General features: G+C 39.5%; 13 protein-coding genes. 3 read left to right on the forward strand and 10 right to left on the reverse strand.

Annotated elements, in window-relative coordinates:
- Positions 1–10: 10 nt before the first annotated feature.
- The 6 genes from PMAN_RS12965 to PMAN_RS12990 all read right to left on the reverse strand — a co-directional run bounded on the left by PMAN_RS12965 (position 11) and on the right by PMAN_RS12990 (position 7,642).
- Positions 11–1,279: an inorganic phosphate transporter gene (locus PMAN_RS12965; protein ID WP_010556661.1), complete on the reverse strand. Its 1,269-nt coding sequence runs from the start codon at positions 1,277–1,279 to the stop codon at positions 11–13.
- Between the two features lie 39 nt (positions 1,280–1,318).
- A complete protein-coding gene (locus tag PMAN_RS12970; protein WP_006791195.1) occupies positions 1,319–1,996 on the reverse strand; it encodes a TIGR00153 family protein in 678 nt (225 codons plus the stop codon).
- Positions 1,997–2,139: 143 nt separating this feature from the next.
- Positions 2,140–2,841, reverse strand: coding sequence for a phosphate signaling complex protein PhoU (phoU, locus tag PMAN_RS12975; protein ID WP_006791196.1), 702 nt, complete (start codon positions 2,839–2,841; stop codon positions 2,140–2,142).
- Between the two features lie 46 nt (positions 2,842–2,887).
- The gene (gene pstB, locus PMAN_RS12980; RefSeq protein ID WP_006791197.1) at positions 2,888–3,715 is read right to left on the reverse strand and encodes a phosphate ABC transporter ATP-binding protein PstB; all 828 of its coding nucleotides are present in this window, start codon (positions 3,713–3,715) and stop codon (positions 2,888–2,890) included.
- Between the two features lie 27 nt (positions 3,716–3,742).
- Positions 3,743–5,392, reverse strand: coding sequence for a phosphate ABC transporter permease PstA (gene pstA, locus PMAN_RS12985; protein ID WP_010556662.1), 1,650 nt, complete (start codon positions 5,390–5,392; stop codon positions 3,743–3,745).
- A gap of 15 nt (positions 5,393–5,407) precedes the next feature.
- Positions 5,408–7,642 carry an ABC transporter permease subunit gene (locus PMAN_RS12990; RefSeq protein WP_006791199.1) on the reverse strand — a complete coding sequence of 745 codons (2,235 nt, stop codon included), beginning with the start codon at positions 7,640–7,642 and terminating at the stop codon, positions 5,408–5,410.
- Positions 7,643–8,007: 365 nt separating this feature from the next.
- Here PMAN_RS12990 and PMAN_RS12995 point away from each other — a divergent pair, with 365 nt between their 5' ends.
- The 3 genes from PMAN_RS12995 to PMAN_RS13005 all read left to right on the forward strand — a co-directional run bounded on the left by PMAN_RS12995 (position 8,008) and on the right by PMAN_RS13005 (position 12,175).
- Positions 8,008–8,514 (forward strand): glycine cleavage system transcriptional repressor, encoded by a 507-nt coding sequence (locus tag PMAN_RS12995; RefSeq protein WP_006791200.1) that lies wholly within the window; start codon positions 8,008–8,010, stop codon positions 8,512–8,514.
- Positions 8,515–8,607: 93 nt separating this feature from the next.
- Positions 8,608–10,695, forward strand: coding sequence for a polyphosphate kinase 1 (gene ppk1 / locus PMAN_RS13000; RefSeq protein ID WP_010556663.1), 2,088 nt, complete (start codon positions 8,608–8,610; stop codon positions 10,693–10,695).
- Positions 10,688–12,175: a Ppx/GppA phosphatase family protein gene (locus PMAN_RS13005; RefSeq protein WP_010556664.1), complete on the forward strand. Its 1,488-nt coding sequence runs from the start codon at positions 10,688–10,690 to the stop codon at positions 12,173–12,175. Before ppk1 ends, PMAN_RS13005 begins: the two co-directional genes overlap by 8 nt.
- Positions 12,176–12,245: 70 nt before the next feature.
- Here PMAN_RS13005 and PMAN_RS13010 read toward each other — a convergent pair whose 3' ends face one another.
- The 4 genes from PMAN_RS13010 to PMAN_RS13025 form a co-directional block, all read right to left on the reverse strand.
- A complete protein-coding gene (locus PMAN_RS13010; RefSeq protein WP_006791203.1) occupies positions 12,246–12,701 on the reverse strand; it encodes a hypothetical protein in 456 nt (151 codons plus the stop codon).
- A gap of 178 nt (positions 12,702–12,879) precedes the next feature.
- Complete coding sequence (locus PMAN_RS13015; RefSeq protein WP_010556665.1) at positions 12,880–15,999, reverse strand: efflux RND transporter permease subunit; 3,120 nt, start codon at positions 15,997–15,999, stop codon at positions 12,880–12,882.
- On the reverse strand, positions 15,996–17,489 hold the full coding sequence (locus tag PMAN_RS13020; protein ID WP_010556666.1) for an efflux RND transporter periplasmic adaptor subunit: 1,494 nt from the start codon (positions 17,487–17,489) through the stop codon (positions 15,996–15,998). Before PMAN_RS13020 ends, PMAN_RS13015 begins: the two co-directional genes overlap by 4 nt.
- Positions 17,479–18,846 (reverse strand): TolC family protein, encoded by a 1,368-nt coding sequence (locus tag PMAN_RS13025; protein WP_021032400.1) that lies wholly within the window; start codon positions 18,844–18,846, stop codon positions 17,479–17,481. Before PMAN_RS13025 ends, PMAN_RS13020 begins: the two co-directional genes overlap by 11 nt.
- Between the last annotated feature and the right edge of the window lie 108 nt (positions 18,847–18,954).

The following is an 18,954-nucleotide window of genomic DNA, read 5'->3' on the forward strand; positions in this document are numbered from 1 at the left end:
TACTTTTTTGTTAAACCCCAAATGCGGTTCTCAGTACGTAGAAGATAACAATAGCAAGGGCAGCACCAACTGGCAACGTTATTACCCAAGAAACTACAATGTTTCTGATAACGCTCATGTTAAGTGCACCAATACCACGTGCCATACCTACACCTAGTACCGCACCCACTAAGGTTTGAGTAGTAGAGATTGGCATACCCGTTCCTGATGCAATAACAACAGTAGAAGCAGCGGCAAGTTCTGCAGCAAAACCACGGCTAGGCGTTAAATGTGTAATGCCTTCACCAATTGTTTTAATTACTTTTTTACCTAAAATGGCAAGACCTGCAACAATACCAAAGCCACCTAGTGGAAGAATCCACCATGCAATTGCTGCTTTCTTAGCAATTTCACCGTTGTTTTCAACAATATTTACAACAGCAGCTAGTGGACCAATTGCATTAGCAACATCGTTAGAACCGTGAGCAAATGCCATACAACAAGCCGTTAACACCATTAATACCGCAAATACTTTTTCTACGTTATTAAATTGCATTTGTTTGTCAGCTTTAGGATCGATGTTTAAGCGAGAGATAGCAATTTTACCAATAATGGCAACAACCACTGCAACACCAATTGAAAGCGCATAGCCTTCAACAGAACCTAGGTTAATACCAACGTGCTTTAAACCTTTCTTGATTGTAACTAAAGCCATGATAAAACCCGCTAAACCCATGTAGATTGGTACGTAGCGTTTAGCGTTCTTTAATGGTGCATCTGTATCAAATATAAGCTTTTGTGCGCTCATAAATATTAGATACGCAATAAAGCCGGATATAGCTGGTGTAATGATCCAGCTTCCCACAATACCGCCTACTTTATTCCACTGGATTGCTTCTGTACCCACTGCAACTAGCGCAAAACCAATGATTGCACCAATAATAGAGTGAGTTGTTGATACTGGCCAACCTAAGAATGATGCGATTAGTAGCCATGAACCCGCGGCAAATAGCGCGGCAATCATACCTAAAACCATCAGTTCAGGAATATTCGCAAACGGTGCAGCATCAATTATTCCTTTACGAATAGTTGATGTAACTTCACCACCTGCCAAATAAGCACCAGCAAACTCAAAAACCATAGCTATTAAAATAGCTTGTTTGATTGTTAATGCTTTTGAACCTACAGATGTACCCATGGCGTTCGCAACGTCGTTCGCGCCAATACCATAAGCCATGAAAAAACCAACAGCTGCGGCAATTAAAACTAATACCGTGCCGTAAGATGCAATGATATCCATTGTATAACCTTAATCTTTCGTGTTTGAACTGATTTTAAATTAACGAGCTAACATCAGCTCAAGACGTGATCCTACGCGCTCTGCAATATCTGCAAGCTCACCAACCCATTCAATAATGCTGTATAAAAACATTACATCTACTGGGTTAAGCTCACTTTCTACTTCACGTAGTTGGCGGCGTACTTTAATTTGCATGTCATCCGTGTCTTGTTCTATTGCATCCAATTCAACGAGCATTTTTTCTACTAAGGTCACTTCGCGACCTTTAAAGCCTGTTTCTAATAGCTCTTCTAACTCGTTTATTGCTTTAGATGCTTGTTTTGTCGCATCCACACAACGAGTTAAGTAAGCCAAGAAATCAGCTTGCATTACTGCTGGTATGGTCATTTCACGACCGATTACGCGCCCAGCAATGTCTTTTGCTTTATTAGCAATTTTGTCTTGTTGGGTTACTAACTCAAGCAGATCCGTACGTTCTACCGGCATAAATAAACCGCGTGGTAACTGTAAACGTATGTCTCTTTTCATGTCATCGGCTTCACGCTCTAAATTACGAATAGTGATACGAAGCTCTTCTGCTTGTGTCCACTCTTCTTTAAAAACGTGATTAAAAAAAGGTATCAAAGCTTTACTAGCTTGATGAACTTTTTTGATGTGATCTTCCATTGGTTTGAAAGGAGATTTTGCAAAAACTCCTAAAAACGCGTTTGTAGGCATAACTGACCCTTTAATCAAATTACATGCGTGCAGCATGCGATTTTACAGTATTCACAACAATTGTGAACGGTTTTTATTATTTAACTTATCGCTAAACAAACAAAGCGGCTTATAGCCGCTTTGTTAAAATGCGCTAATGAGCTTTAAAGCGATTTTTCAATATCTTCCTGTGATATATGGCGAATATCTTTACCATTTACAAAGTAGATAATGTACTCAGCAATATTCTGACAACGGTCGCCAATTCGCTCTAATGAACGCACTGACCAAACTAAATCCATGATTTTTGGAATAGAACGAGGATCTTCCATCATGTACGTCATAATTTGACGTGTTATGGCTTCATATTCACGATCAACTTTAGCATCTTCTTTGTGTACTTCAAATGCGCGTTGCACATCCATACGTGCAAACGCATCAAGTACATCGTGTAACATTTTTAAAACCTGACGACCCATATTTTCAATATTCACTAACAAATCTTGTTGATCTTTAGTGAAAGAATCGAGAGCCACTTTTGCAATACGCTCAGCTTCATCGCCAATACGCTCTAAATCAGCAATAGTTTTTGCAATAGCAATCACCAAACGTAAATCGCTGGCAGCGGGCTGACGACGCGCAATAATACGAGTACATTCTTCATCAATGCTCACTTCCATAGCATTAACTTTGTAGTCGTTTTTACGCACTTTTTCTGCAAGTTCTGCATCGTTTGTGCTTACCGCATCAAGTGCACTACTTAGTTGCTGCTCAACTAACCCACCCATGCTTAGTACATGGTTACGAACATTTTCAAGCTCTTGATTAAAGCGACCAGAAATATGCTTATTAATATTATGTTCCATAATTACCTTCTCTCTAAATCTTGTACAACACGATACTGTTAATTATTTAGCCGTAACGACCTGTAATATAATCTTCAGTCTTTTTCTTTGTTGGTGTTGTAAATAAGGTATTTGTATCTGAGTATTCAATCAGCTCACCCATGTACATAAAGGCTGTTTGGTCAGACACTCGCGCTGCTTGTTGCATGTTATGCGTAACAATAACAACGGTAAATTTATTCTTTAAATCGTTAATTAGTTCTTCAATAACTAATGTCGAAATTGGATCAAGTGCTGACGTTGGTTCATCTAGTAATAAAACCTCAGGCTCTATCGCAATAGAACGAGCAATAACTAAACGCTGTTGCTGACCGCCTGATAAACCAAATGCACTATCATGCAGTCTATCTTTTACTTCATCCCATAAAGCAGCGCCACGTAATGACTGCTCTACTACTTCGTCTAACTTACGCTTTTCTTTAATGCCCTGTAAGCGTAGACCATAGACTACATTTTCATAAATCGATTTTGGAAATGGGTTAGGACGCTGAAACACCATCCCCACGTTGCGGCGAAGCGCCGCAACATCTACATTTTTATCGTAAATATTTTGTCCATGAAGGAGTATTTCACCTTCAATTCGACAAATATCAACCAAGTCATTCATTCGGTTAATACAACGTAATAGCGTTGATTTACCACAACCAGATGGGCCGATAAACGCCGTTACTTGCCCTTTTGGAATATTCATATTCACTTTACTAAGCGCTTGTTTATCACCGTAGTAAAGATCGAGATCTTTAATCTCTAACGCTTTTTGCTCGTCTGTTAAATTGTCTAAATCTAACTTCATGCCCAAATTGGCTTGGTTTACTTTTGGAGCGACTGTAATCATGTTTGTTACCTATTAAATCTTTACTAATTAGTGTTCAAGCGATCTGAATTTTTCACGTAAATGGTTACGTATACCAATGGCCGTTATGTTGAGTGTGATAATAACCGACACAAGTAAAAATGCCGTTGCATATACTAGCGGGCGTGCCGCTTCAACATTCGGGCTCTGGAAGCCAACATCGTAAATATGAAAGCCTAAGTGCATGAACTTTCTGTCTAAGTGAAAATACGGAAAGTTGCCGTCTAATGGTAACGTCGGTGCCATTTTAACAACACCTACCAACATCAGGGGCGCAACTTCGCCTGCTGCACGTGCAACAGCCAGTATTAACCCCGTCATAATTGCAGGGCTTGCCATTGGAATTACAATACGCCATAGGGTTTCAACTTTAGTTGCACCCAATGCTAATGAACCGTCACGTACAGTGCTTGGAATACGTGATAAACCCTCTTCCGTAGATACAATAACCACGGGTAACGTTAGTATTGCCAATGTTAGTGCAGACCACATTACACCTGGCGTACCAAATACTGGTGTTGGTGAAGACTCTGGGTAAAATAATTGGTCGATACTGCCACCAAGCATATATACAAAAAAGCCTAAGCCGAATACACCATAAACAATAGAAGGTACACCCGCTAAGTTAATTACCGCGATACGAATCATTTTAGTGACCGCATTTTTAGCCGCGTATTCGTGCAAGTAAATAGCAGCAACAACACCAAACGGCGTTACTATCACAGCCATCAACATAACCATAAATACAGTACCAAATATAGCAGGGAATACACCGCCTTCTGTATTTGCTTCGCGAGGATCGTCAGATACAAACTTGCCTAGTTGACCAAAGTAGTGGCCTAGCTTTGCAAAAAAGCCCATGTCGTTCGGAAACCACACATCAAGTACTTGATACATAGGGATCGTGACTATTTCGCCGCGCATATCTTTTACCGTAACATGGTCACGTTTTGCCTGTTTACGCAGTGCAAATAACTCTTTTTCAAGTTCGCCGTACTCTGCACGTAATTCGGCACGCGTTTTTGCAAGCTCTGCAACACGTTCATCTGTTAACTGGTTATCAAGTAAGTAGCTTTTCTCTTTTAAGCGTAAGCGCTCAAGTTCATAGTTGATATGACCTATATCGCCATTTTGTAAATCCAGTGCTTCATCATTTAAATCTACAGCACGCTCAACAAGGTCATATAAAGCCTCTACTTTATCGCCCTCTACTGGCTTGCCGTCTTTAAATACACCTTCTACATACCCGTAAAAATTACCATTTTTACTACGTTCAAATACTGCAAGCGTAGCCGGTGTAGACTTTGCTTTTATGTCGGTTTCAAGTATCCAACGAAAATCTAGAGCTACGTATTCACGGTTACCTGTTTTTATAAGTAAACGTTCAAATTCTTCTTTATCAAATGCTGATACATCAACACCTGTCGCTGCCAAACGTTCTTTTGGTACGAGTTCACGGTCGTAAACTTCACCAATAACGGTTTGCTTGGCAATCGAGCCTTCAAGCTCAAACTGTACAACTTGAGAAGGCCAGAAAAAACTCAATCCCTTCCAGGCTATCATCGCTAATATACCTAAAACCGAAATTAAGCTGATGCTCACTGCACCGCCGGTCATCCAAATCCAAGGAGAACCAGACTTAAACCACTGCTTTACCATGTCGTGTCTCTCCACTTACATTGAGCTGTATTTTTCACGTAACTGCTGACGAACAAACTCAGCTAACGTGTTAAATACAAAGGTGAATATGAATAGTACAAAGGCGGCTAAAAACAATATTCTGTAATGCGAGCTACCTACTTCTGATTCAGGCATTTCTACCGCAATATTAGCTGCCAGCGTTCTCATGCCTTGGAAAATACTCCAGTCCATAATCGGTGTGTTACCTGTTGCCATGAGTACAATCATGGTTTCGCCCACGGCACGGCCTAGACCCATCATTACCGCAGAGAATATACCTGGGCTTGCAGTTAATAGCACAACACGTACGAGTGTTTGCCATTGAGTAGCCCCTAGTGCTAATGAACCATTTGATAAGTGCTTAGGTACACTAAATACGGCGTCTTCCGCAATAGAGAAAATAGTTGGAACCACTGCAAAACCCATTGCTATACCTACTACCAATGAATTACGTTGGTCGAATGTCATGCCCAACTCGTTTGTTAGATACTGGCGTACATTACCGTCAAACATCCACAGCTCTACTGTTTCGCTCATTGCGAACGAGAACCAACCAACAACTAATACAACAGGAATCAAAATAATTGAATGAGAACCTTCAGGTATTTTATGGCGAATACTTGCTGGTAACTTCGTCCACGCAAGTGCTGAACCTAAAATACCAATAGGTAATAAAATGAGTAAGCCAACAATTGCAGGTAAGTGCTCTTCAATTAAAGGCGCTAACCAAAGGCCCGCTAAAAAGCCTAAAATAACCGTAGGAAGTGCTTCCATTATTTCAACGGTTGGCTTTACAACCTTACGTAATCCACTCGACATAAAGTACGCAGTGTAAATTGCCGACGAAATCGCAATGGGTACTGCAAATAACATAGCGTAAAAAGCCGCTTTAATTGTACCGAACGAAATAGGCACTAGCGAAAATTTAGATTCAAAGTCATCACTTGCAGATGTTGACTGCCAAATGTATGCAGGCTCTGGGTAACCTTCGTACCACACTTCTTGCCATAACGCAGACCATGTTACTTCAGGATGTTCGTTATGAACCTCTAATACCGTTAATTTGCCATCCGCTAAAATTAACGCAGCATTTGAACGTGGAGCAATTGCAAAGTGTTTAATTTCGCCTTCACTTACTTTACCCTGCCACAGCTTAGCTTCGCTTGTTGTGTAGTAAACACCAAGCTCACCATTACTGCTGGTAGTGAAAAAAGTACGACGATAAAATTCTGTAAAAATATTTAATTTGCTTTGTTTGGTTGTTTCAAACGCACGAATTTTTTGGAACTGACGACCAGCATCTGTGTTTACTTCAAACCACTGCGACACTTCACCGTTATCGTTAGCAAGCATTAATGAGTTTGCACCCGCAAGTAACTGAGCAGACACTATATTAGCGTTTTCTTCATTAGCCGATAATAACTGGATTTGCTCTACTTCACTCGGATAGCGCGTATCATAAACGTAAATTTGATTAGCTGAACGAATAAACGTACGTGTTGTATCTGGCGAAATTAAAAGCTCATCTACACGACCTTCAACATCAAGCTCTGTTCGCTCAACAACCCACTCTACTTCACCTGTAAACATGTTTTCTTCAGCAACAAAGCTGCTAAACAAAACGCGCTTATCTGCGGTTAATGCAACAACCGCCGTTTTATCTTCATAGTGAGTAAACGCAAAACGCTTGATAGCAGCGCCTTGAGCATCAACTTCTAACGCCATTTCACCAAGCGGGTAATCAACGCGTGGCGTTAATTTGCGTTCGTTATTTGGAAAGGTAACTAAAAATTTAGGTACAACCACCATTACAGTGCCGTTTTCTAAACCATAGGCGTATTGGCCCTGAAACGGTGCACTCGTTGCAAAGCTTGTTACTTCGCTTGGAAGAGCAACATTAAGCGTCTTGAGTTTTTTACCAAAACTTGCTTTTTCTACATTGTAAAAGTCAACTTGGCCTTGTTGGCTTAGTAAATAAGCAACTTCGGTTTGCTCTTCAACACCTAAGCCAACTATTTGATCTGCGTTACTTACTGTGAAGCTGTCACGCTTTTCAACTTTAGCCGACTCAAAAATTGGCTGTACTACATAAAGAAGGTAGAAAAATATTAACAACAGCGCTATTAATACCATTACTCCACCGGCGGTTATGCCAAATTTGGCAAACCTGTCTTTAAATAGACGGCTTCGATCCGTATTAAAAGACGGTTTATTCGGATTGGAAGTCATCAAAACACCTTTAAATCTTAACGTTCTATAAATTATATTTCATCAAGATGACAGTAATGTTACAACGGTCATAATAAGCACTCTAATTAAAGGTATATCTAAGGTGGCATAAGTTATTGTATTAATTAAGCGTTAGATTAGTCATTTAGAAGGGAACTAAATAACAAAAATAATTGGACAAAGCATTTAACGAGGTTAATACTCAAATGGTAAATTAAGGGATGCGCTTACCTTTCTTTCATTCACGTTAAATTAATTATTAACATAATAAAATCATTAACCTATAAAAGCGCGTCAGCATCAAAACATATTTTATTTAATGCCTACGCATTTACATTCTTCGGGCTTAAAAAGAGGCACAATTTATGAAACAGTTGGTAATAACTATTTTAGGAAAGGATCGTCCAGGCTTAGTAGAAGATATTTCATCAGTAGTTTTAAAAAATCATGGCAACTGGTTATGTAGTAACCTTAGCCATTTATTAGGTCATTTTGCAGGGATTATTCAGTTAGAAGTTGCTGAAGAGCATTTTCAGGAACTGCAAAACGCGCTTACCGCTTTACCAAAACTTGAAGTGCGTATTGAAGCTGGCAATACTGAAATTGAACCTTCACCACGTGAACAAATCAATTTAGTGATCACAGGAAACGATCGCCCTGGTATTGTCCAAGAGCTCGCGAGCGTAATACGACACAAAGGAGCAAGTATTACTCATTTAAATTCTAGACAACAAAGCGCACCTAATTGGGGAGTCCCTATTTTTAGCGCTGTTGCAACCGTTACCTTACCTAACGGAATGGATAAAGACGAAGTAATTGATGCGCTTGAGTCAATAACCAGCGACTTAATAGTAGACACAGAAGAAGCATAATTTTTATTGCGTGTCATACAAGTGACACGCATGTCATTTTAATGTCATTAAATTGTTCTATATTTAACTCAGCGTTAGATAATGGAATATAATATGAATGCCCACATAGAACATACTCAAACCGTTGAATACTTTGCTAAAGAGCTTAGTTGGCTGTCATTCAACGAGCGCGTTCTACAAGAGGCTAAAGACAAAAATAATCCAATAATTGAACGCATGCGGTTTTTGGGGATTTTTTCTAATAACCTTGATGAATTTTTTAGGGTGCGTGTTGCCGATGTTAAACGCCGTATTTTATTAAACAAACTTCCCGATGCTAATTTTGAAGAAGACGAAGCTTTATTAAGTCAAATTCAACAAAAAGTTTTGCAGCTAGGCAAAAAATTTAACCTAATACACCAACAAATTTTAAACGATTTAACCACTCATAATATCCATGTAGATCGCCCCGAAAAATTAACAGACTTTCATCTTAATTGGCTTAAAGCGTATTTTCATGACAAGGTTTTACAGCATATATCACCCATTTTACTTAATGAAAATAAAGATTACTCAGACTATATAAACGACACAATGACTTACTTGTTTATTGAAATGAGTGACGAAAAAAGCCACTACGCTATGCTTGAAGTCCCCACAGACCGAGTACCCCGTTTTATTATATTACCGCCTGAAAAGACACGTCGTCGTAAAACCATTGTTATGCTTGATGACGTTATTTCTTACTTTTTAAATGATGTTTTTAGTAACTTTTTTCACTTTGATAAAATTCAAGGTCATGCAATAAAACTCACACGAGATGCAGAATACAATTTAGACGATGAGCTAGAAGAAGGACTGCTCGATAAAATGTCTAAGGGTCTTAAACAACGTATTTATGCAGAGCCTGTGCGCCTTGTTTACGACGAGAGCATGCCAGAAAGTATGTTAAAAGTGATGAAAAAACGTTTAAACGTGAGTCATCATGATGCGCTGATACCCGCGGGTCGATACCGTAACTTTAGAGATTTTATTGCTTTTCCGAATGTCGGTCGTCAATACCTTGAAAACAAAACACTTCCAGCAATACAAAGCACAGCTTTTAACAAACACAGCAGCGTATTTGACGCAATAAGCGAGCAAGACATACTGCTCTACTACCCATATCACACATTTAATCATTTACTGGAGTATGTTCGCCAAGCCGCATTTGATCCTATGGTGACGCAGATTAAAGTAAATATTTATCGAGTGGCGAGTAAGTCTCGGCTTATTTCTTTACTCATCAATGCCGCTAAAAATGGCAAAAGTGTCACGGTAATGGTTGAGCTTAAAGCACGCTTTGATGAGCAGAACAATATTGAATGGGCTAAAGTTCTTAGCAGTGCAGGAATAAAAGTTATTTTTGGTATTCCAGCCCTAAAAGTGCACAGCAAACTGTGTGTTATTCACCGTAAAGAAAAAAACAAAATAGTTAAATACGCCCATATTGGTACCGGAAACTTTCACGAAAAAACAGCTAAAATCTACACTGACTTTAGCCTTTTCACAAAACATAACGGTATTTGTGAAGAATGCGATAGCGTATTTAAGTTTATAGAAAGCAGCTACAAGCCTTTTAATTTTGAATATTTAATGCTCTCCCCTATTAATGCTCGCGACACTTTATTGGATTTAATTGATAAAGAGATTCAGCATGTTGAAGATGGTTTCACAGGAAAAATTACAATTAAAGTAAATAACTTAGTTGATAAACAACTTGTAGATAAACTTTATTATGCCGGTCGTCGTGGAGTAAAAATCCGAATTATTGTACGTGGTATGTGCTCATTAATACCGGGGGTGGCTCACTTTAGCGAAAACATAAAAGTGATCAGTATTGTTGATCGCTTTTTAGAGCATCCTCGCGTAATGGTATTTGGCAATAATGGCAATGAAAAGGTGTATATTTCTTCCGCTGATTGGATGACTCGCAATCTTGATCAACGCGTTGAAGTGGGAGTGCCCATTTTAAATAATAAATTAAAACAGCTCATTCTGGACATTTTAGAGCTACAATTTAAAGACCGCACAAAAGCTCGGCTAATCGATAGCGAGCAAAAAAATACCTATGTTAGGCGCGGTAACAGAAAAAAAATTCGCTCACAAATAGCAATATACGATCACTTAAAAAAATGGGAGAGTAATTATAATAATGAATGATCACCCATCAATAGCGGCCGTCGATCTAGGTTCGAATAGCTTTCACTTGGTCGTTGCGCGCGAAGTGGATGGCACATTACAAATTCTGCATAAAGAGAAACAGCGTGTTTATTTAGCCGATGGCTTAGACGATAAATTAAGACTAAACCAAGCAGCCATAGACCGTGCACTACTTGTACTTAAGCAGTTTGCAAACACCCTTGAAGACTTTCCTCCTGGTAATGTAAAAGTAGCTGCTACATACACTTTTAGGCGCGCCAAAAATATTCATGCCTTTTTAACTCAGGCGAGTAAGGTATTTCCATTTCATATTGATGTGATCCCAGGGCAAGAAGAAGCTCGGCTTATTTATCAAGGTGTGGCTCATTATGTACATAACGAAGAGAACCGCCTTATTATCGATATTGGCGGAGGCAGTACCGAACTAATTATTGGTAAGCACTTCAAACATAAGCTTCTTACCAGCCGAAATATGGGATGTGTTAGCTACACAAAACAGTTTTTTAGTGGTGGAGCTATTACGGCTAAGCGTTTTAATCGAGCTGAAATAAAAGCGGAACAAGAAATCGAAGTTATTTTTGCCAACTACATTAACGAAGGTTGGCAAGATGTAATTGGTACATCTGGCACCATAAAATCTATTTTAACCATGGTGTGCGCACAAAACCCGCAACAAACATTTGTAAGTATTGACGATTTACTGGCTCTTAAGCAGCAATGCATTGCCGCTGAACACATCAATAATATAAGTATAGAAGGATTAACGCCTGAGCGTCAGCAGAGTCTATGTGGAGGACTTGCCATTCTTATTGCTGTTTTTAAAGAGTTCTCAATTAATCAGCTCTCTTATAGTGACTTCTCTTTAAGAGAGGGGCTACTTCATGAAATGCAGCAAAAACTCGCCGATAAAGACATTCGCAGCAATACAATCAATAACCTGAGTGAACGATACACCGTAGATAAAGCCCATGCCTCACGCGTTGCTAATACAGCTACTTGGATATACGAACGCCTTAGCAAAGCGTGGCAACTAAATGATAATAACGACATAGCGCTTCTTAATTGGGCTGCTAAGCTACACGAAATTGGCTTGTCTATTAACTCTTCAGGTATTAATAAACACAGCGCTTACATTGTGGCAAATAGCCAGCTTCCTGGCTTTACTCAGCAAGAACAACTCATTTTAAGCTCGCTAATTCGCTTTTACCGAAAAAAAATTAAACGTGATGAATTACCAGAGTTCACAACAATCGCGCAGCAACATGTAATTAAGCTTGTTACTATTTTACGCTTAGCTGTTTTATTTAATCAAAAACGCCAAATTAGCCAGCAACCTAATATGAATATTAGCGCTAATGCCACAGGGCTTTTTATTAAATTTTACGATAATTATTTACAAACACACACGTTACTTAATGCAGATTTAGAACTAGAACAACGTTATTTAAAAAAGGTAGGAATAAGTCTTAACTGCTCATAATATTTTGAAGAGTAAATAATTAAGTAGGGTGCAATTACACCCTACTTTTAGCTATGTATACTTTAGCTAATTACATATCCATATGGCGATTTGTACTTTGCATCATTTGTTTAAGCCCTTGCTTTTCAAGCTCTAGTAGCTGCGCTAGCTTCTCTTGCGCATTTTGCGTTTCTGCACGCTCAAGAAGGTAATCGTAAAGCGCGATAACTTTTTGATGCTGACTCGATAAGTAATCTTGAATTGCTTTTTCATCTAACTGCTTATCTTTGCTGATATCGTTAAACGTAATAAGTTCGGGGTTACTGGCAAAGTACTCATAACAAAATGTGTCGAGCGTGTTAATTTCGGTAATCGCTTTAAAACCCACTAAATCTTCAGCGAGTTTTTTTTCGTAATTAAGGTAATAATCCACCAGCATGGCATTACGCTCATCAAGTATTGGTTTAACGCTATGAAAGTTAGCCGCCATTTGCGTATGAAATAATACTGTCCAATCGTATACCTCTTTAATTGTTTTAACTTGCATGTGCATTCCTTACTTAGTTAACTTATGAGTTACTAGTTGCTTGAATCATGCCAATAAAAACCACAATTAAAAACAATGGGTTACACTTTAAAAATAAATTAAAATACAAATTAATAGAATAACTTACAGACAATAGGTAATTTTTATAGGGCAATGATAAGTCATTACCCTATCACTGTTACTTAATGGCCTTTGTTCTCCACAACAGGTAAACCGCAGGAATAACTAATAAGGTCAACATTATTGCGCTTATCATACCACCCACCATAGGCGCTGCAATTCGGCTCATTACTTCACTACCGGTACCCGTTCCATAAAGCACAGGTAATAAACCAATAACAATAGTAGCCACCGTCATCATGACAGGACGCACACGTAACCCGGCACCTTCAATAATTGCTTGCTGTAACTGAGCTAACGAAAGTGGTTTATCAGCTCGCTTAGCAGTTAAGCACATGTTTTTATATGCCTGATTTAAGTAAACCAGCATAATCACCCCAATCTCCACGGCAACACCGGCCAGTGCAATAAAACCAACCCCTACGGCGACTGAAAAGTTAAAACCTTGAAGGTACATTAGCCATACACCACCTATCATAGCCAATGGCAGTGTGCACATAATAATAGTTACTTCAGCAAAGCTTTTAAAATTAAGATAGAGCAGCACAACAATAATGGCCAAAGTGAGAGGCACTACGTAGGTGAGCTTCTCTTTTGCACGCTGCATATATTCATACTGACCAGCCCATGAAATAGAATACCCCGATGGCAGTATCAAACGCTCATCGAGCACGGCTCTCGCGCTTTCAACATAGCTACCAATGTCTACGCCATCTATATCAATATAAACCCAACCATTTAAACGTGCATTTTCACTTTTAATGCCAGACGGGCCATTTTCAATAAATACATTAGCGACATCTCCAAGTGCAATATGCTGTCCTTGTGGCGTCACAATGGGCATTAACATAAGGGCGTCAGGTGAATCCCTAAAAACTTGCGGATAACGCACGTTAACCGAATAACGAGCCTGCCCTTCTATTGTTTGGGTTACATTTTTACCACCAACTGCCGTTGCTATAACTTGCTGTATATCGCTTATGTTTAAATTATAACGCGCTGCTTTTTCACGGTTTATATCAATTTTTACGTAGCGCCCACCAGCCACGCGTTCAGAGTAAACAGATACAGTGCCTTGAATATCAGCAAGTAGCGTTTCTATTTGCTCACCAATTTTTTGAATTTCACTTAACTGTGGACCTGCCACTTTAATACCTATTGGTGTTTTAATACCGGTTGCCAACATGTCTATGCGTGTTTTAATTGGCATAACCCACGCATTAGTTAAACCAGGAAACGTGACTAATGCATCAAGTTCGGCTTTGAGTTTTTCAAGAGTCATTCCCTCTCGCCACTCGTCTTTGGGCTTTAATTGAATAAACGTTTCAATCATTGTCAGTGGCGCGGGATCGGTGGCTGTTTCAGCTCGCCCGACTTTACCAAAAACTGTTTTAACCTCTGGCACGGTTGCGATTAATTTATCTGTTTGCTGCAAAATCTCTCGAGCTTTAGCTATTGATATACTTGGGTATGTAGTGGGCATATACATTAAATCACCCTCATCAAGTGGCGGAATAAACTCGCTACCTATTTTGTTAAGTGGGTAAAAACCTACCAAGGTCATAACTAAGGCAAATATTAAGGTCGTTTTTGGAAAATTAAGCACCCACCCGAGCAAAGGCCGATAAGCCGCTACAAGCAATCTATTTACGGGATTTTTATTTTCAGGTATTACCTTACCTCTTATAAAATAACCCATCAATACAGGCACTAGAGTGATCGCTAACCCTGCTGAGGCCGCCATTGCATATGTTTTAGTGTAAGCAAGAGGTGAGAACATTCGCCCTTCTTGCGCCTCTAAAATAAATACAGGCAAAAAACTCACGGTAATAATTAATAAACTAAAAAACAGCGCAGGACCTACTTCGCTTGTCGCTTTAATAACGACTTCCCAACGGTTTTGATCAGTCAGAGGCGTTTTTTCCATATGCTTATGCATATTTTCAATCATTACGATGGCGCCATCGGTCATTGCCCCTATGGCAATCGCAATCCCGCCTAAAGACATAATATTAGCGTTAATTCCTTGCCAATACATCACAATAAACGCCGTTAAAATACCCAGCGGTAAGGTAATAATAGCCACCAAAGATGAGCGCACATGAAACAAAAACACAACACACACAAGCGCTACAACAATCAGCTCTTCAACAAGTTTGCTTGTCAGATTACTTATTGCGTTGTTAATTAAGTTTGAACGATCGTAAACAGGAGTAATCTCAACGCCCTCTGGTAATCCTTTTTTAAGCGATTCGAGTTTAGCCTTAACCAGTTCAATGGTTTTTTGTGCATTTTCGCCGTAGCGCATAACAACAATACCACCGGTAGCTTCGCCTTCACCGTTAAGATCACTCACGCCACGGCGCATTTGTGGGCCTAGGCGAATATTTGCGACATCACGTAACTGCAAAGCCGTGCCATTTGCATTAGTACCTAATGGAATAGCCTCTAAATCGGCAACACTTTTTATGTACCCTGTGCTGGTAACCATGTATTCAGCTTCGGCCATTTCAATAACAGAGGCGCCTGTTTCTTGGTTTCCTTGCTGTATTGCAGTTTGAATAAGACTCAACGGAATGCCGTAAGCACGCAGCTTATTAGGATCTACATTTACTTGATACTGCTTAACCATTCCCCCTACAGAGGCTACTTCAGAAACACCCGGCACAGTTTGTAATTCAAACTTTAAAAACCAATCTTGTAAGTCTCGCAATTGGCTAATATCAAGCGTATTTGTGTTATCAATGAGGGCATATAGGTAAACCCAACCAACACCCGTTGCATCAGGTCCAAGCTCTGGCGTTGCACCTTCAGGCAGACGGTTTGCAGCTTGGGTTAGGTATTCTTGCACTCGGCTACGCGCCCAGTACAAATCAGTGCTGTCATCAAAAATAATATAAACATACGAGTCGCCAAAAAATGAAAAGCCTCTTACGGTTTTTGCCCCTGGCACCGATAACATAGCAGTAGTAAGCACATAAGTAACTTGGTCTTGAACCACTTGTGGTGCTTGCCCTGGATACGATGTTTTTACAATAACTTGCACATCAGATAAATCGGGCAAGGCATCTACGGGTGTATTTTTAACGGCAAACACACCACCGCCCACTAAAATTAATGTAAGCAACAATACCAATAACCGGTTATGAACAGACCAGCGAATAACAGCAGTAATCATTTTACTTCCTCGCCCATTGTATGTTGCATTGAGGAGTGATCTATTGCGTCTATATTATTTAAAGCGGTGATCACAAAATCATCATTAATAATACTAAACGTGAAATCAATGGTTTGACCTTTAATAAGCGAGTTAACCTCTATATGCGGTGCCAGAACAAAATTCATTGTTGCTGGACCTCGGTTCCACTTTGGAATAGCTTCACGACTAATATTTACAACTCGATTTGCTGCATCAATTGTATTTATAACGCCATTTACGGTTGCACTTTGAGAGTTGTCATCGTTACTACTATCAGCAGCTGGCATCTCCATTCGCTTAAAGTCTGAAAGCTTACTCGACTCAGAATCTATTAAAAATTGTGCAGAGGTAACCACGCTATCGTTTACCACCACACCTGATAAAATAATCGTTTCATCAACGCTTGTTTGTCCTACTTGTACTTCAACAGATTTAAAGCGCCCTTCGCCTAATGCTATAACTACGCGGTTTTGATGTTGCGTACGAATTACAGCTTCTTTTGGTACTACAAGCTGAGGTTCACTCGCTTTTGTATGAATAGTCACCTGAGCAAACATATTCGCTTTTAGCTTAAGGTCTTTATTTGTAAATCGGAGCCTGACCCGGAGTGTTCTATTTTGAGCATCCAGCGCCGGATAAATATAATCGACCTGTCCTTGCCATATTTTTCCCTTAAAATAATCAAGGGTCATGGTTACCGGTAGGCCAACACTAATAAGCGACGATTGACGTTCAAATATTTCCGCCTCCACCCATACTTCATCAAGTTGAGCAATACTCATCATAGATGTACCCGGCTTTACATAAAAACCTTCTCGCACATTCAGCTCATCAACAATCCCACTTTGACGCGCATAAAAGGTAATATTTTGCATTATTTGCTTATTTTTTTGTAAGCGCTCAATAAATTCAGCAGATACATTTAACGACTCTAAACGTGCCTTTGCAGCACGAATTAGTACATTGTTATTTCTATTTACTGCCAATAAAAACTCTTCTTGTGCATTAACTAGCTGCGGTGAATATAAGGTATACAAAGGTTCGCCGGCGTTTACCTTATCGCCTTGCGCTTTTACATATAAATCCTCAAGCCACCCTTCTACACGAGGGTGAATATGAGTAATTTTATCTTGGTTATATTGCACATAACCCACTGTATTGATGTTACTTTGCAGTGTTTTTAACTGCACCTTAGTGGTTTTCACTCCTAAATTATTAATCACCACTGGCGAAATAGTAATCGCTCCTTTTTCACTTTCACTATTACCAACTTCGTCGTAAACGGGCACTAAATCCATCCCCATAGGAGAGAGGCCTGGAGCGTCACGCCTATAATTGCTGTCCATGGGTGCCACCCAATATAAGGGTTGTTTTACGGCCGGTTTTTCATCAATTATAATTTGCGTAAAAGCAGCCCATAAACCAGCCCCTACAATAGCGGCAATGAATAGTTTCAAATTAGTGTTCATCAGGCTGCTCCTCACGTAGTTCGCCCATAACTTGGGAGTCTAAGCTACTCATATAATAATTTAAGCGTGCAATAATAATGTGTTGATCGACTTGGATGTTAAGCGCGTCAATTTTGGCATTTAACTCACTAATACGTGCTTGCATAACATCAGAAAAGTCACCGTCATCACGCGTATAAGCATTCAAGGTTGCTTGTGATTGCTCAGCCATTTGTACTAATAAAATATTTTGATATAGCGTATTTCGTTTTTGTAACTGGGATAGCTGACTATATTCTTTAAAATACATGCCTTTGAGCTTTTGCAAAGCGACCCTTTTTTGTGTTTTAGTCGCCTCCGTAATAGATATAGCCGATTTAACGTGTTGGTCTTGCCTGTTATCCGTAAATAAAGGGAGATCAATGCTAACCCCCACAGAAAGTAAATCGGCTCTTGATTGGCCTATTGGGGTGTCTGCTCGATAGCCATACCCCACATTAACCCCTATCTGTGGCTTATAACTTTGTTTCGCTAAGCTCACTTGTGTTTGCTTTGCCAACACACTTTGCTCTATAGCAACAATAGCTGGATGAGCCATAAGTAATTGCATAAGTTGACTAAATTCAAGGTTATTAAAATCAGTAAGCGCCACAGGAGGTATAAATTTATCGTCTAAAGATTTTACTAACATTGTTATGGGTAACCATTGCGCTAGCCGGTTTTTAGCACTGTGAAGTTGCTGTTCAAGTATGAGTAGCTTATCTTCTAAGCGGGTAAGCTCTAACTGAGCACGAATAATATCTTGCTGGCGTGTTTTACCCTGCGTACTTGCATAGCTGGCCTCAGTTATTTGAATAAGCTGAGTAAATAACTCTTTGTCTTTCTCAATCAAATTAATACTGTACTGAGCCCTATAAGCATTTAACCAAAACTCAGTAACCATCGCTTTGACTTGAGCCAACCTATCAGCTCGCTGCCATGGATATTGCTTAGACGACTGAAAAAGCGACTTTTGTTTCAGTGATAGACTATCACCGCGGCTAAATTTTTGGCTTAGACTCACTTTAAATTGAGTCATCCCTTCTTGGTCAAACGCATAACCATTTGTTGGTAAGTTCATAAGACCAAGCGTTAGTGTTGGGTCGGGTAAAGTACCCGCCATAATACTTTGCGCCATAATGGCTTGCTCTTGGTGGCGGCTTGCCGATAACCACGGATCATTTGCAAGTGCATAGGTAAGGGCGTGAGATAAGTTTAGCGTACGTACAGAGCTATACTCATCTATTGCGCCAGTCGTTTTTTCTTCTTGGGTATTTGCCGCACTACTGAACAAAGTCAAACAACATAGCACTGCATTTATTTTCAAAGCGTAATTCATCACTTGCTCCATTTAAAAATTAATAAAAAATTTTAAATTGGCAAGAAAGGTGTTTATATCAGCCGCACCTAATACGAAAACTAATCACGTTTTCAAAAGATAAAAATC

Origin of the sequence: Pseudoalteromonas marina (assembly GCF_000238335.3) — a bacterium.
GTDB classification, from domain to species: Bacteria; Pseudomonadota; Gammaproteobacteria; order Enterobacterales; family Alteromonadaceae; genus Pseudoalteromonas; species Pseudoalteromonas marina.

Coding starts and splice junctions, on each gene's coding strand:
- PMAN_RS12965 (WP_010556661.1), bottom strand. CDS start 1,279: ATGGATATCATTGCATCTTACGGCACGGTATTAGTTTTAATTGCCGCA.
- PMAN_RS12970 (WP_006791195.1), bottom strand. CDS start 1,996: ATGCCTACAAACGCGTTTTTAGGAGTTTTTGCAAAATCTCCTTTCAAA.
- phoU (WP_006791196.1), bottom strand. CDS start 2,841: ATGGAACATAATATTAATAAGCATATTTCTGGTCGCTTTAATCAAGAG.
- pstB (WP_006791197.1), bottom strand. CDS start 3,715: ATGATTACAGTCGCTCCAAAAGTAAACCAAGCCAATTTGGGCATGAAG.
- pstA (WP_010556662.1), bottom strand. CDS start 5,392: ATGGTAAAGCAGTGGTTTAAGTCTGGTTCTCCTTGGATTTGGATGACC.
- PMAN_RS12990 (WP_006791199.1), bottom strand. CDS start 7,642: ATGACTTCCAATCCGAATAAACCGTCTTTTAATACGGATCGAAGCCGT.
- PMAN_RS12995 (WP_006791200.1), top strand. CDS start 8,008: ATGAAACAGTTGGTAATAACTATTTTAGGAAAGGATCGTCCAGGCTTA.
- ppk1 (WP_010556663.1), top strand. CDS start 8,608: ATGAATGCCCACATAGAACATACTCAAACCGTTGAATACTTTGCTAAA.
- PMAN_RS13005 (WP_010556664.1), top strand. CDS start 10,688: ATGAATGATCACCCATCAATAGCGGCCGTCGATCTAGGTTCGAATAGC.
- PMAN_RS13010 (WP_006791203.1), bottom strand. CDS start 12,701: ATGCAAGTTAAAACAATTAAAGAGGTATACGATTGGACAGTATTATTT.
- PMAN_RS13015 (WP_010556665.1), bottom strand. CDS start 15,999: ATGATTACTGCTGTTATTCGCTGGTCTGTTCATAACCGGTTATTGGTA.
- PMAN_RS13020 (WP_010556666.1), bottom strand. CDS start 17,489: ATGAACACTAATTTGAAACTATTCATTGCCGCTATTGTAGGGGCTGGT.
- PMAN_RS13025 (WP_021032400.1), bottom strand. CDS start 18,846: ATGAATTACGCTTTGAAAATAAATGCAGTGCTATGTTGTTTGACTTTG.